The sequence below is a fragment of the Caballeronia sp. RCC_10 genome (assembly GCF_041360715.1).
In the GTDB taxonomy this organism is placed as follows: domain Bacteria; phylum Pseudomonadota; class Gammaproteobacteria; order Burkholderiales; family Burkholderiaceae; genus Caballeronia; species Caballeronia grimmiae.
On sequence record NZ_JBFUPT010000005.1, the window covers coordinates 147,957 to 164,595 of the forward strand.

A 16,639-nucleotide genomic window follows, 5' to 3' on the forward strand; every position below is an offset into this window, starting at 1 on the left:
ATGCGGGAGTAGCTCAGTTGGTAGAGCGCAACCTTGCCAAGGTTGAGGTCGCGAGTTCGAGCCTCGTCTCCCGCTCCAGTTTGAAAGTTTCGGTGTAAGCAGCGCCCATCTGTTCGGTCGGCGAAGCGGCATCGGAAAAGCAGTAGCAGCGCAGGATATGCGGGAGTAGCTCAGTTGGTAGAGCGCAACCTTGCCAAGGTTGAGGTCGCGAGTTCGAGCCTCGTCTCCCGCTCCAGTCAAAGGGGAAGCAAAGCTTCCCTTTTTGTTTGGTAGACTGGCCGACTCAGATTGGCTGGCAAGCCACACCGCTTATGGCGCGATAGCAAAGCGGTTATGCAGCGGCCTGCAAAGCCGTTTAGACCGGTTCGACTCCGGTTCGCGCCTCCATTTAAAAAGCCCTGACTCGTCAGGGCTTTTTCTTTTTCCGCGGCGTTTTGCTCCGGCTGCCTCGCGGCATAATTGCGGCACGCCGCAAGGCCTCCGATACCTACAACGATGACCACCCAACTCTCCGACCTCGAGTGGCACTGGAAGCGCTTCGATGACCTGACCACCGCCGAAGTCTACGACATGCTCGCCGCGCGCAGCGCCGTGTTCGTCGTCGAGCAGAACTGCGTGTACGGCGATATCGACGGGCTCGATACCGACGCATGGCATCTGCTGGCCTACGGCAAAGGCGAGACGCGCCCGAAACTCGCCGGCTATCTGCGCGTGCTGTTGCCGGGTCATCCGGACGAAAACGAAAAGGACGTCCGTATCGGCCGCGTGCTGACGACCGTCGGCTTCCGCGGCATGAAGCTCGGCAACGCGATGCTTCAGCGCGCGCTCGAGGAAATCCTCAAGCAGTGGCCCGACCAGCCGGTCAGCCTGCATGCGCAGGCGCACTTGCAGCGCTTTTACGGCGCGTTCGGGTTCGTCGCTTCGTCGGGGGTGCACGACGAAGATGGCATCCCGCATGTCTGGATGCGCCGTCCCGGCTTCGACTCCTGACGCAACCGCGCGCGCGCCGACAATCGCAGCCAGTGGCGCAGCGCGATCAGCGCGCCGATCACACTCATCATCGAGCCGGGAATCCAGAGCAACAGTCCGCCGATCTGCTGGTCGCGCATCGGCGTGATCCAGGTGAACGCACGGCCGCAAATCGAATAGATCGGATACAGCTCGCGCGGCGTGAAGAAGATGAACGCGCCGAGCATGATCTGCGGCGGAATCGCGGCGATCACCACGAGAATGCGCCGGCCGGGTGCGAGCCGCGCGGGCGGCGCGGGACGCGGGTCGAGCACGAGCCACCAGAAAAGCAGGCCGTCGATCACCATGCTCCAGTTCATTACGCGATAGAGCCGGTAATCGAGCATCGCCTCGAAGTGAATCGGCGATAGCAGCCAGAAGTAGATCAGCCCGACGAACAGCGTCAGCGCGACAACCGGGTTGAACACGATATCGAACATTGTGCGTACGACGCGAGTCTGCGCGGCCGGACGCAGCCAGCGCCGCCGCCATTGGAACGGCACGCCTGCGCGCAGCGCCGCCCCCGGATACGACAGCGCAGTCAGGAAGGGCCCGAGGTGATGCAGCACCAGATGCTGCAGCCGATGCATGAAGAACTCGTGCTCGAAAAAGTAATCGAGCCGCGTGTGCAGCGCCACGTAGAGCGCACTCAATCCGGCCCAGAAAGCGATACGGCGCGATATCGACACGCGCGCATGCCGTGCGCCGCGCGCAAACAGCACGGCGGCGACGAGTATCGCGATCACGACCGTCGGCGACGGCTCCCACGGATCGAGCCAGTAGAGCAGCGTCGTCATCGTCAGGCGTCCTTCGCGTGGATGACGCGGCGCAGATCGGCAACGATGGCGTCGATCGAATCCCGGTCCGTGGCGAGCAGGCGCGCGTGGCCGTCGCGATCGAAGATATACACCGCCGAACTGTGCGTCACTTCGTATGCGCCGTTCGGATCGCGCTTCTCCATCTGATACGCCACGCGATAACGCTGCGCGATGGCTTCGATCGCGCGATCGGCGCCTGTCAGGCCGACGGCGTGCCGGTCGTCGAAGGCGCGGACATACGCGTGCAGGAGCGCGGGCGTATCGCGGGCGGGATCGACGGAAACGAACGCGATGCGCGCCGCGTCGGCATCCAGCCCGAGTTGCTGGAGCACCTGCATGAGACGCGCCATCGTTTCCGGGCAGACATCGGGGCAGTGCGTATAGCCGAAGTAGACGAGCGTCGCGCGGCCCATAAAAGATCGGCCGGTGACGTGCGCGCCGGTGTCATCGGTGAGAGAGAAGTCGAGGTCGGGCAGATGCCCGGAGACGTCGGTCAGATGCCACGGTTCGGCAGGCCGCGAGCACGCGGCCAGCGCCCAGAAGAAAACGAGAGGGATGAACCTGCGCCAGCGCAGAACACGCGAAACCGGCGAAACGGGGAACGAAGCGTGCATCGAAAACGGTGAAAGCGGCGTGCGGCGGGGGTTTGATGGCATGAACATCTATCGCAAAATACACGTCTTCGAGGCCGGAGGTGGCGCATCATCTATCCTGCGGCCTATTTTTGAGACGATTTGCCGCATACTTCAGGCTCGCCGAAAGCCGGACGAGCGAATCCGTAAGTCGCGCGTGTCGGAAATCGAAAGCTGGCGCACGTAACATGCGCGCCTCGGCCTTCGGCTCGCGCCACACGAGGCAAACCACAGGCTAAAGATCGATGCAAATTCTTCCCGATTCCCTGTCTCTTGCCGAGACCGCGTTCTTCTTCGATTTCGACGGCACACTCGTCGAACTCGCTTCGACGCCCGACGGCATTTTCGTGCCGCGTTCGGTGCCCGACATCCTCGCGTCGCTGCGGCGCGCGACCAATAATGCGGTCGCGGTCGTGTCGGGACGCGGCATCGACAATATCGATTCGTTCCTGCAGATGCCCGATCTGCCCGTCGCCGGGATGCACGGCGCGGAGCGGCGCGACGCCAATGGCGACGTGCAACGCATCGGCTTCCACGACGAGCGGCTCTTGCGCATGGAACACGTGCTCGAAGGCGTCGTCAGCGCGAATCCCGGCATGCTGCTCGAAATCAAGGGCGCGGCGCTCGCGCTGCATTACCGGAATGCGCCCGAGCGCGAGCCGACCGCGCGCGCGGCCACGGAGCGCCTTGTCGCGGAATACGCCGACGCCTACGTGCTCCAGCCGGGCAAGATGGTGTACGAGATCAAGCCGATGGGCGTCGATAAAGGCCGTGCGTTGCGCGCCTTCATGGCCGAGCCGCCGTTCACGGGCCGCAAGCCCGTCTTCATCGGCGACGATCTCACCGACGAGAAGGGCTTCGCGGTCGTTAACGAATTCGATGGCCTGTCGATCAAGATCGGCGCGGGCGATACCGTTGCGCGGGCGCGCATCGAATCGGTCGAATTGCTGCTCGACTGGCTGCAAGTGATCGCGGGCACCGCCGGGAAACACGCCTGATGGGCCGTCTGATCATCGTGTCGAATCGGGTTGCGCCGATTTCGGAAGGCGGCCCGGCGGCGGGCGGGCTCGCGGTCGGCGTCTACGACGCGCTCAAGGAGACCGGCGGCGTGTGGTTCGGCTGGAGCGGCGACGTGCTCACCGAGCCGCCCGAAGCGATAAAGCTGGAAGAGCAGGGGCCGGTGACGTTCGCGACCATCGGTCTCGTGCGCCGCGATTACGATCAGTACTACCGCGGCTTTTCGAACGCGACGCTGTGGCCCGCCTTTCACTATCGCCCGGATCTCATCGAATTCGATCGGGACGAGTACGACGGCTATTGCCGCGTGAATCGCTGGCTCGCCGCGCAACTCGCGCCGCTGCTCAGGCCCGATGACGTCATCTGGGTCCACGACTATCACCTGATTCCGTTTGCGCAGGCGCTGCGCGAGCTGGGCGTGAAGAACCGCATCGGGTTCTTCCTGCATATCCCGTTTCCGGCGTCGCAGATTCTGCTGAGCGTGCCGCGTCATCGCGAACTCGTCGAGGCGCTGTGTGCGTTCGATCTGCTCGGCTTCCAGACGGAGCCTGATCTGCACGCGTTTTGCGATTACGTCGAAACTGAAGCGGGCGGCACGCTCACCCGGCACGCGGCGAAGCCTGTGGAAGTGCGCGCGTTCGGCCAGACGCTGAAGGCGGCCGCGTATCCGATCGGCGTGTATCCCGATGAGGTCCGCGCGCTCGCGAAGGACGGCGAAAGCGGCCGCGACGTGCAGACTGTCAAGGCGACGCTGCACCAGCGCAAGCTCGTGATGAGCGTCGATCGCCTGGATTATTCGAAGGGACTGGTCGAGCGTTTCCGTGCGTTCGAGCGCCTGATGGAGCACGATCCGCAGCAGCGCAACAACGTGTCGTTTCTGCAGATTGCACCGCCGACGCGCTCGGACGTCGACGCCTATCGCGATATCCGCTTGCAACTGGAAGCGGAATCGGGCCGCATCAACGGCCGATACGCCGAGCTCGACTGGACGCCGATCCGCTATATCCATCGCCAGTACGAGCGGCCGGTGCTCGCCGCACTGTTTCGCGAGGCGCACGTCGGCTTCGTCACGCCGCTGCGCGATGGCATGAATCTCGTCGCCAAGGAATACGTGTCGGCGCAGGATCCGGACGATCCCGGCGTGCTCGTGCTGTCGCAATTCGCGGGCGCCGCGCGTGAGCTGAAAGCGGCGTTGATCGTGAATCCGCTCGACATCGACGGCATGGCGGAAGCGCTCGCCACTGCGCTCGCAATGCCGCTGGACGAGCGCCGCGCAAGGCATCGCGAGATGTATGCGCTGCTGCGGGATAACAACGTGTCGGTGTGGCGAGACAACTTCCTGCGCGATCTGAAGGCGCGCTGAGCGATAAAAAAGCCGCGTTTCTTTCGAGAACGCGGCTTGTTTTTATGCCGGCTGCTTATGCGGCGTCGCGACGATCGACGGCAGCTTGCCGTGCTGTTTCGCCAGCAACTCGCGATACAGCCCCGGCCGCTCGCGCAGTTCTTGCGGCGGGCCGTCGTCGATGACCTTGCCCGCGCTCATCACGATGATGCGATCGAAGTTCTGCAGCGTCGACAGACGGTGCGCAATCGCGATCACCGTGCGGCCGACCATCAGCCGGTCGAGCGCCTGCTGGATCGCTTCTTCCGATGCGCTGTCGAGCGCGGAAGTCGCTTCGTCGAGCAGCAGGATCGGCGCGTTCTTCAGAATGGCGCGCGCAATCGCTATGCGCTGCCGCTGGCCGCCCGACAGCTTCACGCCGCGATCGCCGACGATCGTATCGAAACCTTCCGGCATCGCTTCGATGAAATCCGTGCAGCGCGCCTCGCGTGCGGCGGCGAGCACTTCCTCGCGGCTCGCTTCCGGACGCCCGTACGCGATGTTCTCGAACACCGTGCGATGGAACAGCGAAATGTCCTGCGGCACCAGCGCGATCGCGTGGCGCAGGCTGTCTTGCGTGATCGTGGCGATATCCTGGCCGTCGATCTTGATGCTGCCTTTCTGCGGCTCGTAGAAGCGTTGCAGCAACGCCAGCACGGTGGACTTGCCCGCGCCCGACTTGCCGATCAGACCGACGCGCTGGCCCGGCTCGATGTGCAGATGGAAGTTGTCGAGAATCGGACGGCGGCGCGGATAGGCGAACGTGACGCCTTCGAAATCGACGCGCCCGCCTTGCGGCACCAGTTCCGTCGCGTCCGAACGATCGGGCATGCCGTGCGGTTCGAGCAGCGTCTGCACGGCTTCGGCGAGACGCGCGACGTGCTGGGTCACATCGACGAGCGCGACGGCGAGGTCGCGCGTGCCGTGCAGAATGGTGAAGCCGAGCGAGCTGACGAGCACGATATCGCCGGAAGTGGCGCGGCCTTCCGACCACAGCCACAGCGCCCAACCGAGCAGGCCGGCGGAGAGGATCGCCGTGACGACCGCGTGGAAGAGGCGCAGCTTTTCCAGATACAGCAGGCTCTGCTGGCGCGCGACCATTTCGGCCTTCACGGTCGAGCCGAAGCGCTTCTGCTCGTTGAAGGTCATGCCGAACGCGCGCACGAGCGACATGTTGCCGATCACGTCGACGAGCTCGCCGTCGACCGACGCCGCCTTCGACGCAAAACTGTGATGCCGTGCAGAGCCGCGTTTCGCGAGCCGGTACAGGATGAACGCAAGCACCAGCGAACAGCACATCAGCCCGGCGGCCATCAGCGGATTCACCGCGACGATCATCACGATCGCCCCCAGCACCGCAATGCAGGGCGGCAGGACGTTCCACGCCATCACGTTTTCGGACGTGTAGATCGCGTTCGAGGTCGCGGTGATGCGGCTCGCGAGCATCCCCGGCTGCTTCTCGGAGAAGTACGTCGGCGAGTGACCGGAGAGATAGGAAAAGAGATCCTTGCGCAGGTCGCCGGTGACGATCACGAACACATGAGCGCCGACCCAGCCGCCGACCCGCCAGAGCAGGTTGTCGGCGGCGATCAGGCCGACCAGGATCATGAAGGCGCCCCAGAGCGGACCGGGATGGCCGCGCCCCTGGCCGAGCACGTCGATCAGATGCTTGATCGCATATTGCGATGCGAGCGCGCAACCGACTGCGGCGAACACGCTGGCGAGCACGATGGCGTGCGCGACCGGATGCCGGCGGATATAGCGCATCAGGAACGCAAGCGGGCGGTTCGCGTAGCTCGCGAGCTTCGCGTTGTGCGCGTTACGCTGGGAGACGGTGAGTTGGTCCAATGGTCTTTTTTGGTCGTAAAGCGGTTGAGCGTGTGCTGCGTCCTGGGGCGATGCCATTCACATTGCACGTCCTGTCCGATGCGTCCGCCGTCGCGGCGCGATCGCATCGAACCCGGCGACGACGCGCCGTCTTCACTGGCTGAATTGTAGCCAGTAACCGGGGAGGCGAACGTCGTTCAGGCAAATGATGCGCGGACTTTCCTTCCGTCCGGCATCGAACCGTCGTTGTTTCAGCGAGCGAGGCTTCGTTGCTGCCCGCATGAAACCGACGCACACAGCTTTGGGCTTGGGCGCGCATTGTAAGCACAATGCGCGCTTTTTTGCGATGGAGCGTGGCCACGCGTGGAAATAGTCCACAAGGGCCGCGCTCGCAATCCGGAGCGCCTGCACGACAGCGACGACGAAAGCACGCGGCGCGCCAGCATCGCCAGGCGCGCCGCAACGGCCCCGAAAGCGCGAACCCGCTCCCGTGCGCCGTCGAGGGCACGTGCTCCAATGTAGAACAACCTTAATAAACAGGGGTTTCCAAAGTGTATCCCCCGTGTAACAAGGTAAATAAGTTGAAATGCCCCGCCTGCCGCCGCCAGCACAGGCTTCATAATCCGCCCCGGCTCGACCTCTGCCTTTTTCGACAGCTTTCTGTAGGACGCCGTCAACCTGCGGGGCAGAAGCGCGTTATTTCCATGCGCGGCGCTTTTTGAGATGTCGTCTCTGACTCGCTCGTTCTAAGTCGCGCCCAACAGTGATCGGCGACCCCGCTTTTTCACTCGAGCACCAGCTTTCACGCCGCGGCGAATGCGCGGCGGCCGCTTTCGCCCGAGGCGAGCGAATTGCTCCCGACGTAAACATGACAGCAGTACTTTGCCTGACCTTTCATTAGGAGTTTCACGACAATGCGAATCGCTCAAATCGCGCCCCTCCACGAGGCTGTTCCGCCGAAGCTGTATGGCGGCACGGAACGCGTGGTGTCATATCTGACCGAGGCACTCGTCGAGGCCGGACACGACGTCACGCTCTTCGCGAGCGGTGATTCGCAAACGTCCGCGAAGCTGGAAGCGTTCTGGCCGCAAGCGTTGCGTCTCGATCCGACGATCCGCGACACGATGGCTCCGCACATGCTGCTGCTCGAAGAAGTCCGCCGCCGCGCCGACGAATTCGACGTGCTGCATTTCCACATCGACTATTACCCGTTCTCGTTGTTCGCGCGCCAGCCGGTGCCGTTCCTGACGACGATGCACGGCCGCCTCGACCTGCCGGAACTGCAACCGATCTTCAACACGTTCAATGACGTGCCGGTCGTGTCGATCTCCGACAACCAGCGCCAGCCGCTGCCGCAGGCGAACTGGCTGTCGACGGTGTATCACGGCCTGCCGGAAAACCTGCTGACGCCGATCCCGAACGTGAAGCCGGGCTACCTGGCGTTCCTCGGCCGCATCTCGCCTGAAAAGCGCGTCGACCGGGCGATTCGCATCGCGCAGGCGGCAGGCATGAAGATCAAGATCGCGGCCAAGCTGGACAAGGCTGACCGTGCTTATTACGAAGACGAGATCAAGCCGCTCTTCGCGCTGCCGCACGTCGAGTACATCGGCGAAATCAGCGAATCGGAAAAGACCGAGTTCCTCGGAAACGCGCATGCACTGCTGTTCCCGATCGACTGGCCGGAGCCCTTCGGCCTCGTGATGATCGAAGCGATGGCCTGCGGCACGCCGGTGATCGCGTTCAATCGCGGCTCGGTGCCGGAAGTGATCGAGAACGGCGTATCGGGCTTTGTCGTGGAAGACGAGTTGTCGGCGATTGCCGCGGTGAAGCGTCTCGACACGCTGTCGCGCGCGAAGGTGCGCGAAACCTTCGAAACACGCTTCTCGTCGAAGGTGATGGCTGCGCGCTACGTCCAGAACTACGAGGAACTGCTGCGTCAGAAGCGCCGCACCGTTCTGCGCGAAGCCAGCGCCTGAGCGTCGTTGCATCGCTCGTGCCGCAGCGATGCGGCATGAAAACGCCCCGCGTGCCCCCAAGGTGCGCGGGGCGTTGTGCTATCGGCACAGTAAAACGACGATTTCGAGTGGCGGGCCGCGTTCGCGTTGCGAAACCTCTGACGACATCCGTAATCTCCCTATAATGTTCGGGCTTCGCAATGCGAAGCGCACGGCCGCGCGACGGCGTGCAACTGTATCGATAGCAATTAATCGCATGGGACCGAGTGCGGCGTACAAAGAGCGCCCGCTCCGGTCGAGAGGAGCGCACGTTTTGGCGAGAACCAGGCAAACCAGCGCGGCGCCGGCACCGGGCGCGGGCACCGTTTTCGCGCTGCGAGCGATCGGAGTGGTGCTCGCGGCGCGATGGGTGTTCGCCATGTCGCACACGGGCTATCTGTCCTCGCTGCGCGCGATGACTTTGTCGCCGTGGGCGTGCCTGAACCTCGTGCTGTTTTTCCTGCTGATCGTCCTGCCGGGCGCCAAGGCGCGCATGGACCGGCCGCTGCATCCGTTGCCGCAGTGGCTCAGGCAAGCGTTGCGCTTCCTCGCGCTGCTCACTTTCGGATTCGCGGTGTTTTCGCTTGTCCCTTTCGTCTGGACGGCGGGCTGGCGGGGCTTCGTGGAGGCGCTCGCGGCGACTAACGGCTGGCTCGTCGTCGGTCCGGCGCTCTATGCGGTCGTGATGTGGATCTGCCGGCCGCGCGCGCTATGGCGCACGAACATCGCGGCAAGGCGTTTCGCGATTGGCCGATACGCCATCTCCCTCGATCCCGTCACCCGCACCGCGATGGTCTGGGCCGAAAGCCGCAAGCTCGGCCAGTACGATGCGCGCGAGCTTTCGGTGAAATGGCCGACGCCGCCGGGCGCGGGTGCATCGTCAGCGACGATGCTCACGCCAGTGACGCAGCCGGCCGCATCGACACTGCAATCGAACGGCACCACGCGGCGGACCTGGTTCGCGCGCCGGCCCAAGGTCGAACTCATGTGGGATTCGCCGGCCGCCGCCGGGCACAACCGCACCACGGTGTTCCGTGCGCCGCTCGCCACGGAAGGCGATCGCAGCGCGGCCCGTGCGCTGGACGCCACTCTGCATCAGGTCTGAGCCGTTGTAGCGAGCAGGTCTTCCTTGTCGATGGTGGGGGAAACGATGCTGATACGCTGGTTGCTTGCCGCACTTCATCTGCTTGCTTTCGGCTTTGCGCTCGGTTCGGTGCTCGCGCGTGCGCGTGCGCTGCGAAGGCTCGACGTGGTGCAGTCGGTGCAAGCGAATGACACGCGTCTGCGCGACGTGTTCCGCTCCGACTCCGTGTGGGGCGTGACGGCCATCGTGCTGATTGTGACAGGCGTGATGCGCGCGTTCGGCGGCTTCGAGAAGGGCGCCGCGTACTATCTGCATGAGCCGCTTTTTCACTTGAAGATGACCGCGCTCGTGGCAATTCTCTTGGTCGAAGTGTCGCCGATGCTCGCGCTGATCCGCTGGCGGATTGCGCTTGCGCAGGGCGGGGCGATCGACCTCACGCGCGCCCGGCGCTTCGCATGGATGAGCGATGTACAAGCGGCGCTCGTCATCGTGATGGTGATTGCGGCGAGCGGAATGGCGCGCGGCGTGTGGGCGCATTGAAGCGGAAGCGCCGGACAAATGAAAAAGGCCCAAGTCGTGAGACTTGAGCCTTTTGATCTTCGGTGTCTTGGCTTTACCAGCACCAGAATTCTGGTGGGTAGTACTGGGATCGAACCAGTGACCCCTGCCGTGTGAAGGCAGTGCTCTACCGCTGAGCTAACCACCCGAAGAGATTGAGATTATGTCAGGACTATCGCTCTTCGTAAAGCCATTCTTTAAGAAACTTCGAAAAATTATGCGGCAACCGCGTCAGGCTCGGTTTCGGCCGCTTCTATGCGCCATACGCTCGTGCCTTTGACCGCCTTGTCTAGATCGTTGAGGACGGCTTCGTGGGCAGCGAGTTCGTCGGCGGTGGCGACGAGCACCGGCAGATCCAGATCGTCGAGCGAGATGCGCGGTGCGTCGCCCGCGCCTTCGGACTGCGTCTCGCCGAGCATGTCGATGACGAGGCTTTCCTGGCCGCGCGTCATCGCCAGATAGACTTCGGCGAGCAGCTCCGAGTCCAGCAGCGCGCCGTGCAGCGTGCGATGCGCATTGCTGATGCCGAAGCGGTCGCACAGCGCATCCAGCGAGTTGCGCTTGCCGGGGAACATCTGCTTGGCGTTGACGAGCGTATCGATCACGCCGGCGCACATCTCGGTCGTCTTCGGCAGCCCGAGCAGCGCGAATTCCATGTCGAGGAAGCCGATATCGAACGGCGCGTTGTGGATGATCAGCTCCGCGCCAGAGATGAAGTCGCGCAACTCGGCGGCAATCTCCGCAAACTTCGGCTTGTCACTGAGAAACTCGGTCGTGAGACCGTGCACCGCGAGTGCGCCGGGGTCGCTATCGCGCTCCGGGTTCACGTAGAAATGCAGGTTGTTGCCGGTCAGCCGGCGATTCACGAGTTCGACACAGCCGATTTCGATGATCCTGTCGCCCGTGCGAGCGTTCAGGCCGGTGGTTTCCGTGTCCAGTATCAGTTGGCGCATGAGATGTCTTTGTCGGTGCGTACGTTCAGCTATCGGCAAGCGATGTCACGCCGCGATTGGCGAGCGCATCGGCGCGTTCGTTCTCCGGATGGCCCGCGTGACCCTTCACCCAACGCCATTCGATCTGGTGTTGGCCGACGAGCGCATCGAGCCGCTTCCACAGATCGGCGTTCTTAACGGGCGTTTTCGCGGCGGTCATCCAGTTCTTTTTCTTCCAGCCGTGTATCCACTCGCTGATGCCTTTCTGCACGTATTGAGAGTCGGTGTGGATCACGGCGTGGCACGGCCGCTTGAGCGCTTCGAGCGCAGCGATCACGGCCATCAGTTCCATGCGGTTGTTGGTCGTGGCGGCTTCCCCGCCGAACAGCTCTTTTTCCAGCGAGCCGAAGCGGAGCAGGGCGCCCCATCCGCCGGGGCCGGGATTGCCCTTGCAGGCGCCGTCCGTGTAGATGTCGATTACTTTCGTCGATGCGGATTCTTCAGTCATCAATGCTCGTTGCGGGTGTGCGGGGCGGCGACGGGCGCGAGGCCGGGCGCGAGCGCGGGTTTCTTCAGTTTGCGCGGACCGATCAGCCGCATGCCGCGTACGCGTTTCACGGCGGTGATCATGTAGGCCGCGCCGAAGATGGGCCACCAGCGGTCGCCGGCCGGCTCCATGAACTCATAGCGCTGCAGCCATTTGTCGGTGAGTAGCGGCGGACGATAGCAGCCAAAACGCCCGCGTTCAAGATCGAATCCAAGCAGCTTGATCCAGTCCTTGATACGCGTGAACGCGATCATCTCGTGCGCGGCCGGCACGAACGGGCGTCCGGCGACCTTGCCGAGGGATTGCCGCGCACCCCACAGACTCAACGAATTGAAGCCGAGGATGATCAGTTGACCCTCGGGCACGAGAACGCGCTCGGCTTCGCGCAGCAGCCGGTGCGGATCGCGCGAAAACTCGAGCGTATGCGGCAGCACGAGCAGATCGACGCTCTGCGCTTCGAACGGCAAATCCAGCAGATCGCACCAGACGGTGCTGCGACCGTCCGGCGCGCTCGCGGCGGGCAGCGCGCTCACGCCGTTGCCGGCCGCATGCGGCAGCGTGTACGGGGCGCTCGCGCCGCTTTCCGAATCGAGCACGAGGGCGCGGCCGGTCATGCGATTTTCGCGCAGCGCATCGAGCTGGGGCATGCCGAGCTGAAGCGCGTGATAGCCGAAGATATCCGACACCACGCGATCGAGCTGCGCCTGCTCCCATTCGAGCACGTAGCGTCCGGGCGCGGAGTTCGTCCAGGCGGGCCAGTCTATAATCGCTCGGTCAGACATGTTCGGATGCCGCGTAGATGATCGCCATGGATTCACTTGCTGAAGATTCGTCCAAACGCACGCCCAAGCCGGCGCTGGAATACGTGCCGGTCCCGGCGTTCGAGGACAACTACATCTGGATCGTGTCGGATTCGCGCGATGCCGTCGTCATCGATCCGGGCGACGCCGCGCCGGTCGAAGCGTATCTCGCTAAACGCGGCTGGCGGCTGACCGCTATTTTACTCACGCACCATCATCACGACCACGTCGGCGGCGTGAAAGCGCTCCTCGATAGCCGAACGGCAGAGGGCGGCGTGCCCGTGTACGGCCCGGCTGGCGAGCGCATCGAGCATGTGACGACGCGGCTCGCCGGTGGGGATTCGGTAAGCATCGCGCAGCCTGCGCTCGAATTCACGGTCATCGACGTTCCCGGTCACACGGCTGGCCACATCGCGTACTTCCAGGCGGCCGATGCGCGCGGCACGCCGCATCTCTTTTGCGGCGACACGCTGTTTGCAAGCGGCTGCGGGCGTCTGTTCGAAGGCACGCCGCAACAGATGCTCGCCTCGCTCGATTCGCTCGCCGCGCTTCCCGACGACACGCAGGTGCATTGCGCGCACGAGTACACGCTGTCGAACATCCGCTTTGCGCGCGCATGCGAGCCGGAGAGCGCCGCGCTCGTCCGCTGGAACGACGAAGCGCAGAACTTGCGCGCCGCCGGCAAGCCCACGTTGCCGACGACGATCGCGCACGAGAAGGCGGTCAATCCGTTCCTGCGCGTCGACCATCCTGCGATTCAGGCCAGGCTCGCCGCGCAGTTCGGCACGCCGATCGCGGACCGGCTGGACGCATTTCGCGTGATGCGCGGCTGGAAAGACACGTTCCGATAATCCCGAAACTTCGCGAGAAGTTCATCCGATACCTCGGAAACGGCGTTAGATACAAGATTTTGCAGGGGTTTTGCGCGCATTCTTATTGACGTCCTAGGTGCGGTTCCGTACTATCGGCTCCAAATTTCCAAGCCTCACTCTTTGGAAGCAGAGACGTTCATGCGACTAACACTGAGTGCGCTATCCGTCCTAATGCTGGCCGCCTGCGCCAGTCAAGGACCGACAGCGCCCGCCACGAGTACAACCTCCGCCACTCCTACCGCCGCCTCGCAGCAAGAAGTCGCTGACACGATTCGCCGCACCGCAGCCGCCAAGGAAACCATCAACGTCGACAAGACGCCTGTCACCTCGCTCGCGGGGTCGGCCGACTTGTGGAGCCGCATTCGTGGCGGCTTTCAGATTCCGGATCTGCAAAGCGACCTCGTCGACATGCAGGCGAACTGGTATGCGCAGCGCCCCGACTACGTCGAGCGCATGACGACGCGTTCGCAGAAATACCTGTATCACATCGTCGAAGAACTCGAGCAGCGCCACATGCCGACTGAGCTGGCCCTGCTGCCGTTCATCGAATCGGCGTTCAATCCGCAGGCTTTGTCGGTGGCGAAGGCGGCCGGCATGTGGCAGTTCGTGCCGGGCACCGGCCGCGACTACAACTTGAAGCAGAACATGTGGCAGGACGAGCGGCGCGACGTGCTTGCGTCGACGAGCGCCGCGCTGGACTACCTCTCGCGCCTGCACGACATGTTCGGCGACTGGCATCTCGCGCTCGCCGCATACAACTGGGGCGAGGGCAACGTGCAGCGCGCGATTGCGCGCAACGAAGCGGCCGGCTTGCCGACCGACTACGAAAGCCTGCGCATGCCCAACGAAACGCGCAACTACGTGCCGAAGTTGCAGGCAGTCAAGAACATCGTAGCGAATCCGCAGCAATATGGCCTCGCGCTGCCGGATATCCCGAATCACCCGTACTTCGTGACCGTCACGACCGCGCGCGATATCGACGTGACCATGGCCGCGAAGCTCGCCGGCATGAGCGTCGAGGAGTTCCGCTCGCTGAATCCGTCGTTCGCCAAGCCGGTCATTCTCGGTGCGACGAACCCGCAGATCCTGCTGCCGTTCGACAACGCCGCCACCTTCCAGCGCAACCTTGGTTCGTACACGGGCGCGCTGTCGTCGTGGACCACGTACACGGTGACGGAGCGGGCGCGTCCTGCGGCCATCGCCGAGAAAATCGGTGTCGATGCGGACACGCTCATGTCGGTCAACCGCATTCCGGCAGGCATGCGCCTGAAGCCAGGCTCGACGATCGTCGTGCCGCGCACGGATGACGACGACGAAGACATCAGCGCCGACGTCGCAGCCAACGCGATTCTCGCCGTCGAGCGCGACGTGCCGGACACGCGCAAGATGGCTATTCGCGTGCGCCGCAAGCAAAGCATTGCCACGCTGGCTGACCGGTACAACGTATCGGTGGCGCAAGTGAAGGCCTGGAACCGCACGAGCCGCGATATGTTCATGCCGGGTCAGGTCGTCGTCCTGCACGTGCCGTATGGGCGTCCGGTGCCGGCCGAGCCGGGTCCGGTGCGCGTTGAAACGGTGGCGGCGTCGAGCCGTTCGTCGGGCGGCGTGCGGAAGATCGGCACGCGCGTGACGGCGAAAACGCCTGGCGGCAAGGCGCCGGGCCATACGGTGACGCGCGTGTCGTCGTCAGGCGGTGCATCCAAGGCGGGCAGCAGTCATCCCGCCGCGCCGAAAGCGACGAAGGCTGCCGCCACGCACGCCAGCAGCGCCAAGAGCAAGAAGAAGTAAGCGCGAGCGCTTCGCCTTATCGCGTTATCCACGCCGTCACCAAGGTGACGGCGTTTTCATTTGGCGGCACGGTTAAACTGGCGTTCCAGAAGAATTAAGCAGGCAATGAATCGCATGCCGTCCTCCGTTCGTCTCCGCGTCTTTCTGCTGTTCGCTGCCGGATACTTCGTGTCCTACGTATTTCGGGGCGTCAACCTCGGCTTTGCTCCGCTTATCACGCACGATCTCGGCCTGTCCGCAGCCGATCTGGGTCTGCTTACGTCGCTGTACTTTATCGGCTTCGCCGTCGCACAGATTCCTGTCGGCGTGATGCTCGACCATTTCGGGCCTCGCCCGGTCACCGCCGGGATGCTCTTGTTCGCGGCGGCGGGCATCTGGGTGTTCGGGGCGTCGCATGGGCTGGCTGGCCTCATGGCGGGGCGCTTGTTGATTGGCGTCGGCGTATCCGTCTGTCTGAGCGCGGCGTTCAAGGCGTCGGCGCAGCATTTCCCGGTCGCGCGGCTGCCGCTCATCAACGGCCTCACGATGGCGGTGGGCGGGCTGGGCGGCGTCGTGGTCGGCTCGCCGCTTGCGTCGCTGCTGCATGTCGCGAGCTGGCGGCAAGTGTGTGTCGGGCTGGGTGTCTTCACGCTGCTTGTCGCGGCCGCGATCGCGCTGTTCGCGCCGCGCACCCGGGACACGCGTCATCAGGCGGATGTCATCTCCCAGTTTCAGGGCACGTGGCACATTCTGATGAGCGGTGCGTTCTGGAAGATCGCGTCGTTTTCGGTCGTGTCACAAGGCGTGTTCTACGCGATGCAATCGCTCTGGATACGCCCCTATCTGCTCGACGTGATGGGCCTCACGCCCGCGCATGCCGCCGCGCTCGTTTCCGTGCTCGGTTTCGCGATGATGTTCGGCTGCGTCGGTTTCGGTGCGGCGGCGCGCGGTATGGAGCGGCGGGGCGTCTCGGTGTACGCGTTCTGCGGCGCCGGAATGGCGCTCTATGTCGCCGTGCAATTGCTGATGGTGTTGCGCGTGCCGTTGCCGCCCGCCGCGCTGCTTGCGGCGTACGGCATCTTCGGCGGCGCCGGCATTCTCAGCTACGCGGTGATGGCCGAGCACTTTCCCGCGCATATGATCGGCCGCGCGAACACGACGCTCACGCTCGTGCTCTTCCTGCTGATCTTCGGCTTTCAGGTCGGCATCGGCGCGATGCTGTCGTTCTGGCCGGCCGAGGGCGGTCATTTTCCGGCGACGGCGCATCAGACCGTGTGGGTGACGCTGATCGCGTTGCAGGTGGCCAGCGCCGTCTGGTATGTGCTGCCGAGCAGGGCGCTTCGAAAGACCGAGCGCACTGCGTCATGAGCGATCGGCTTTCCGCATCGGCCGCAAGCGGAAA

The 16,639-nt window shown here is 63.9% G+C and carries 15 protein-coding genes and 4 tRNA genes; 12 read left to right on the plus strand and 7 right to left on the minus strand.

The features are described 5' to 3' along the window. Positions 1-2 precede the first annotated feature (2 nt). From AB6804_RS12240 to AB6804_RS12255, 4 genes are all read left to right on the plus strand, one after another. Positions 3-78, plus strand: a tRNA-Gly gene (locus AB6804_RS12240). Between the two features lie 81 nt (positions 79-159). Further along, positions 160-235 (plus strand) — tRNA-Gly (locus tag AB6804_RS12245). Positions 236-313: 78 nt separating this feature from the next. Then, a tRNA-Cys gene (locus AB6804_RS12250) sits at positions 314-387 on the plus strand. A gap of 108 nt (positions 388-495) precedes the next feature. After that, positions 496-990, plus strand: a complete 495-nt coding sequence (locus tag AB6804_RS12255; RefSeq protein WP_370886676.1) for a GNAT family N-acetyltransferase — start codon at positions 496-498, stop codon at positions 988-990. Here the strand turns inward: AB6804_RS12255 and AB6804_RS12260 are convergent. Together AB6804_RS12260 and AB6804_RS12265 are read right to left on the minus strand one after the other, a co-directional pair. Beyond that, entirely contained in the window at positions 897-1,805 is a 909-nt protein-coding gene (locus AB6804_RS12260) for a cytochrome c oxidase assembly protein (RefSeq protein ID WP_370886677.1), read from the minus strand. The two genes, AB6804_RS12255 and AB6804_RS12260, sit on opposite strands and share 94 nt — an antisense overlap. 2 nt (positions 1,806-1,807) lie before the next feature. Continuing rightward, complete coding sequence (locus tag AB6804_RS12265) at positions 1,808-2,488, minus strand: SCO family protein (RefSeq protein WP_370886678.1); 681 nt, start codon at positions 2,486-2,488, stop codon at positions 1,808-1,810. Positions 2,489-2,703: 215 nt separating this feature from the next. Here AB6804_RS12265 and otsB point away from each other — a divergent pair, with 215 nt between their 5' ends. Continuing rightward, positions 2,704-3,456, plus strand: a complete 753-nt coding sequence (otsB, locus tag AB6804_RS12270) for a trehalose-phosphatase (protein ID WP_370886679.1) — start codon at positions 2,704-2,706, stop codon at positions 3,454-3,456. Continuing rightward, the gene (gene otsA / locus AB6804_RS12275) at positions 3,456-4,838 is read left to right on the plus strand and encodes an alpha,alpha-trehalose-phosphate synthase (UDP-forming) (RefSeq protein ID WP_370886680.1); all 1,383 of its coding nucleotides are present in this window, start codon (positions 3,456-3,458) and stop codon (positions 4,836-4,838) included. Before otsB ends, otsA begins: the two co-directional genes overlap by 1 nt. Positions 4,839-4,880: 42 nt before the next feature. Here otsA and AB6804_RS12280 read toward each other — a convergent pair whose 3' ends face one another. After that, positions 4,881-6,761 carry an ABC transporter ATP-binding protein gene (locus AB6804_RS12280; RefSeq protein ID WP_370886681.1) on the minus strand — a complete coding sequence of 627 codons (1,881 nt, stop codon included), beginning with the start codon at positions 6,759-6,761 and terminating at the stop codon, positions 4,881-4,883. Between the two features lie 836 nt (positions 6,762-7,597). Here AB6804_RS12280 and AB6804_RS12285 point away from each other — a divergent pair. The 3 genes from AB6804_RS12285 to AB6804_RS12295 all read left to right on the plus strand — a co-directional run bounded on the left by AB6804_RS12285 (position 7,598) and on the right by AB6804_RS12295 (position 10,301). Beyond that, a complete protein-coding gene (locus AB6804_RS12285; protein WP_035959565.1) occupies positions 7,598-8,659 on the plus strand; it encodes a glycosyltransferase family 4 protein in 1,062 nt (353 codons plus the stop codon). 292 nt (positions 8,660-8,951) lie between these two features. Next, positions 8,952-9,782, plus strand: coding sequence for a hypothetical protein (locus AB6804_RS12290; RefSeq protein WP_370886682.1), 831 nt, complete (start codon positions 8,952-8,954; stop codon positions 9,780-9,782). 45 nt (positions 9,783-9,827) lie between these two features. Next, on the plus strand, positions 9,828-10,301 hold the full coding sequence (locus AB6804_RS12295) for a DUF2214 family protein (protein WP_370886683.1): 474 nt from the start codon (positions 9,828-9,830) through the stop codon (positions 10,299-10,301). Between the two features lie 91 nt (positions 10,302-10,392). Here the strand turns inward: AB6804_RS12295 and AB6804_RS12300 are convergent. The 4 genes from AB6804_RS12300 to AB6804_RS12315 form a co-directional block, all read right to left on the minus strand. Then, positions 10,393-10,467, minus strand: a tRNA-Val gene (locus tag AB6804_RS12300). 67 nt (positions 10,468-10,534) lie between these two features. After that, a complete protein-coding gene (dnaQ, locus tag AB6804_RS12305; protein ID WP_370886684.1) occupies positions 10,535-11,272 on the minus strand; it encodes a DNA polymerase III subunit epsilon in 738 nt (245 codons plus the stop codon). 25 nt (positions 11,273-11,297) lie between these two features. Further along, complete coding sequence (gene rnhA / locus AB6804_RS12310) at positions 11,298-11,759, minus strand: ribonuclease HI (RefSeq protein WP_244794370.1); 462 nt, start codon at positions 11,757-11,759, stop codon at positions 11,298-11,300. Continuing rightward, positions 11,759-12,580, minus strand: a complete 822-nt coding sequence (locus tag AB6804_RS12315; protein WP_035959561.1) for a class I SAM-dependent methyltransferase — start codon at positions 12,578-12,580, stop codon at positions 11,759-11,761. Before AB6804_RS12315 ends, rnhA begins: the two co-directional genes overlap by 1 nt. Positions 12,581-12,597: 17 nt before the next feature. Between AB6804_RS12315 and gloB the strand changes: the two genes are divergently transcribed. The 3 genes from gloB to AB6804_RS12330 all read left to right on the plus strand — a co-directional run bounded on the left by gloB (position 12,598) and on the right by AB6804_RS12330 (position 16,605). Then, entirely contained in the window at positions 12,598-13,449 is an 852-nt protein-coding gene (gene gloB / locus AB6804_RS12320; RefSeq protein ID WP_370886685.1) for a hydroxyacylglutathione hydrolase, read from the plus strand. A gap of 159 nt (positions 13,450-13,608) precedes the next feature. After that, the gene (locus AB6804_RS12325) at positions 13,609-15,258 is read left to right on the plus strand and encodes a transglycosylase SLT domain-containing protein (RefSeq protein WP_370886686.1); all 1,650 of its coding nucleotides are present in this window, start codon (positions 13,609-13,611) and stop codon (positions 15,256-15,258) included. A gap of 114 nt (positions 15,259-15,372) precedes the next feature. Then, a complete protein-coding gene (locus AB6804_RS12330) occupies positions 15,373-16,605 on the plus strand; it encodes an MFS transporter (protein ID WP_370886687.1) in 1,233 nt (410 codons plus the stop codon). Positions 16,606-16,639: the final 34 nt, after the last annotated feature.

Bases quoted from the DNA above. Each gene is read 5' to 3' on its own strand.
- AB6804_RS12255 (WP_370886676.1), top strand. From the start codon at position 496: ATGACCACCCAACTCTCCGACCTCGAGTGGCACTGGAAGCGCTTCGAT.
- AB6804_RS12260 (WP_370886677.1), bottom strand. From the start codon at position 1,805: ATGACGACGCTGCTCTACTGGCTCGATCCGTGGGAGCCGTCGCCGACG.
- AB6804_RS12265 (WP_370886678.1), bottom strand. From the start codon at position 2,488: ATGTTCATGCCATCAAACCCCCGCCGCACGCCGCTTTCACCGTTTTCG.
- otsB (WP_370886679.1), top strand. From the start codon at position 2,704: ATGCAAATTCTTCCCGATTCCCTGTCTCTTGCCGAGACCGCGTTCTTC.
- otsA (WP_370886680.1), top strand. From the start codon at position 3,456: ATGGGCCGTCTGATCATCGTGTCGAATCGGGTTGCGCCGATTTCGGAA.
- AB6804_RS12280 (WP_370886681.1), bottom strand. From the start codon at position 6,761: ATGGCATCGCCCCAGGACGCAGCACACGCTCAACCGCTTTACGACCAA.
- AB6804_RS12285 (WP_035959565.1), top strand. From the start codon at position 7,598: ATGCGAATCGCTCAAATCGCGCCCCTCCACGAGGCTGTTCCGCCGAAG.
- AB6804_RS12295 (WP_370886683.1), top strand. From the start codon at position 9,828: ATGCTGATACGCTGGTTGCTTGCCGCACTTCATCTGCTTGCTTTCGGC.
- dnaQ (WP_370886684.1), bottom strand. From the start codon at position 11,272: ATGCGCCAACTGATACTGGACACGGAAACCACCGGCCTGAACGCTCGC.
- rnhA (WP_244794370.1), bottom strand. From the start codon at position 11,759: ATGACTGAAGAATCCGCATCGACGAAAGTAATCGACATCTACACGGAC.
- AB6804_RS12315 (WP_035959561.1), bottom strand. From the start codon at position 12,580: ATGTCTGACCGAGCGATTATAGACTGGCCCGCCTGGACGAACTCCGCG.
- gloB (WP_370886685.1), top strand. From the start codon at position 12,598: ATGATCGCCATGGATTCACTTGCTGAAGATTCGTCCAAACGCACGCCC.
- AB6804_RS12325 (WP_370886686.1), top strand. From the start codon at position 13,609: ATGCGACTAACACTGAGTGCGCTATCCGTCCTAATGCTGGCCGCCTGC.
- AB6804_RS12330 (WP_370886687.1), top strand. From the start codon at position 15,373: ATGCCGTCCTCCGTTCGTCTCCGCGTCTTTCTGCTGTTCGCTGCCGGA.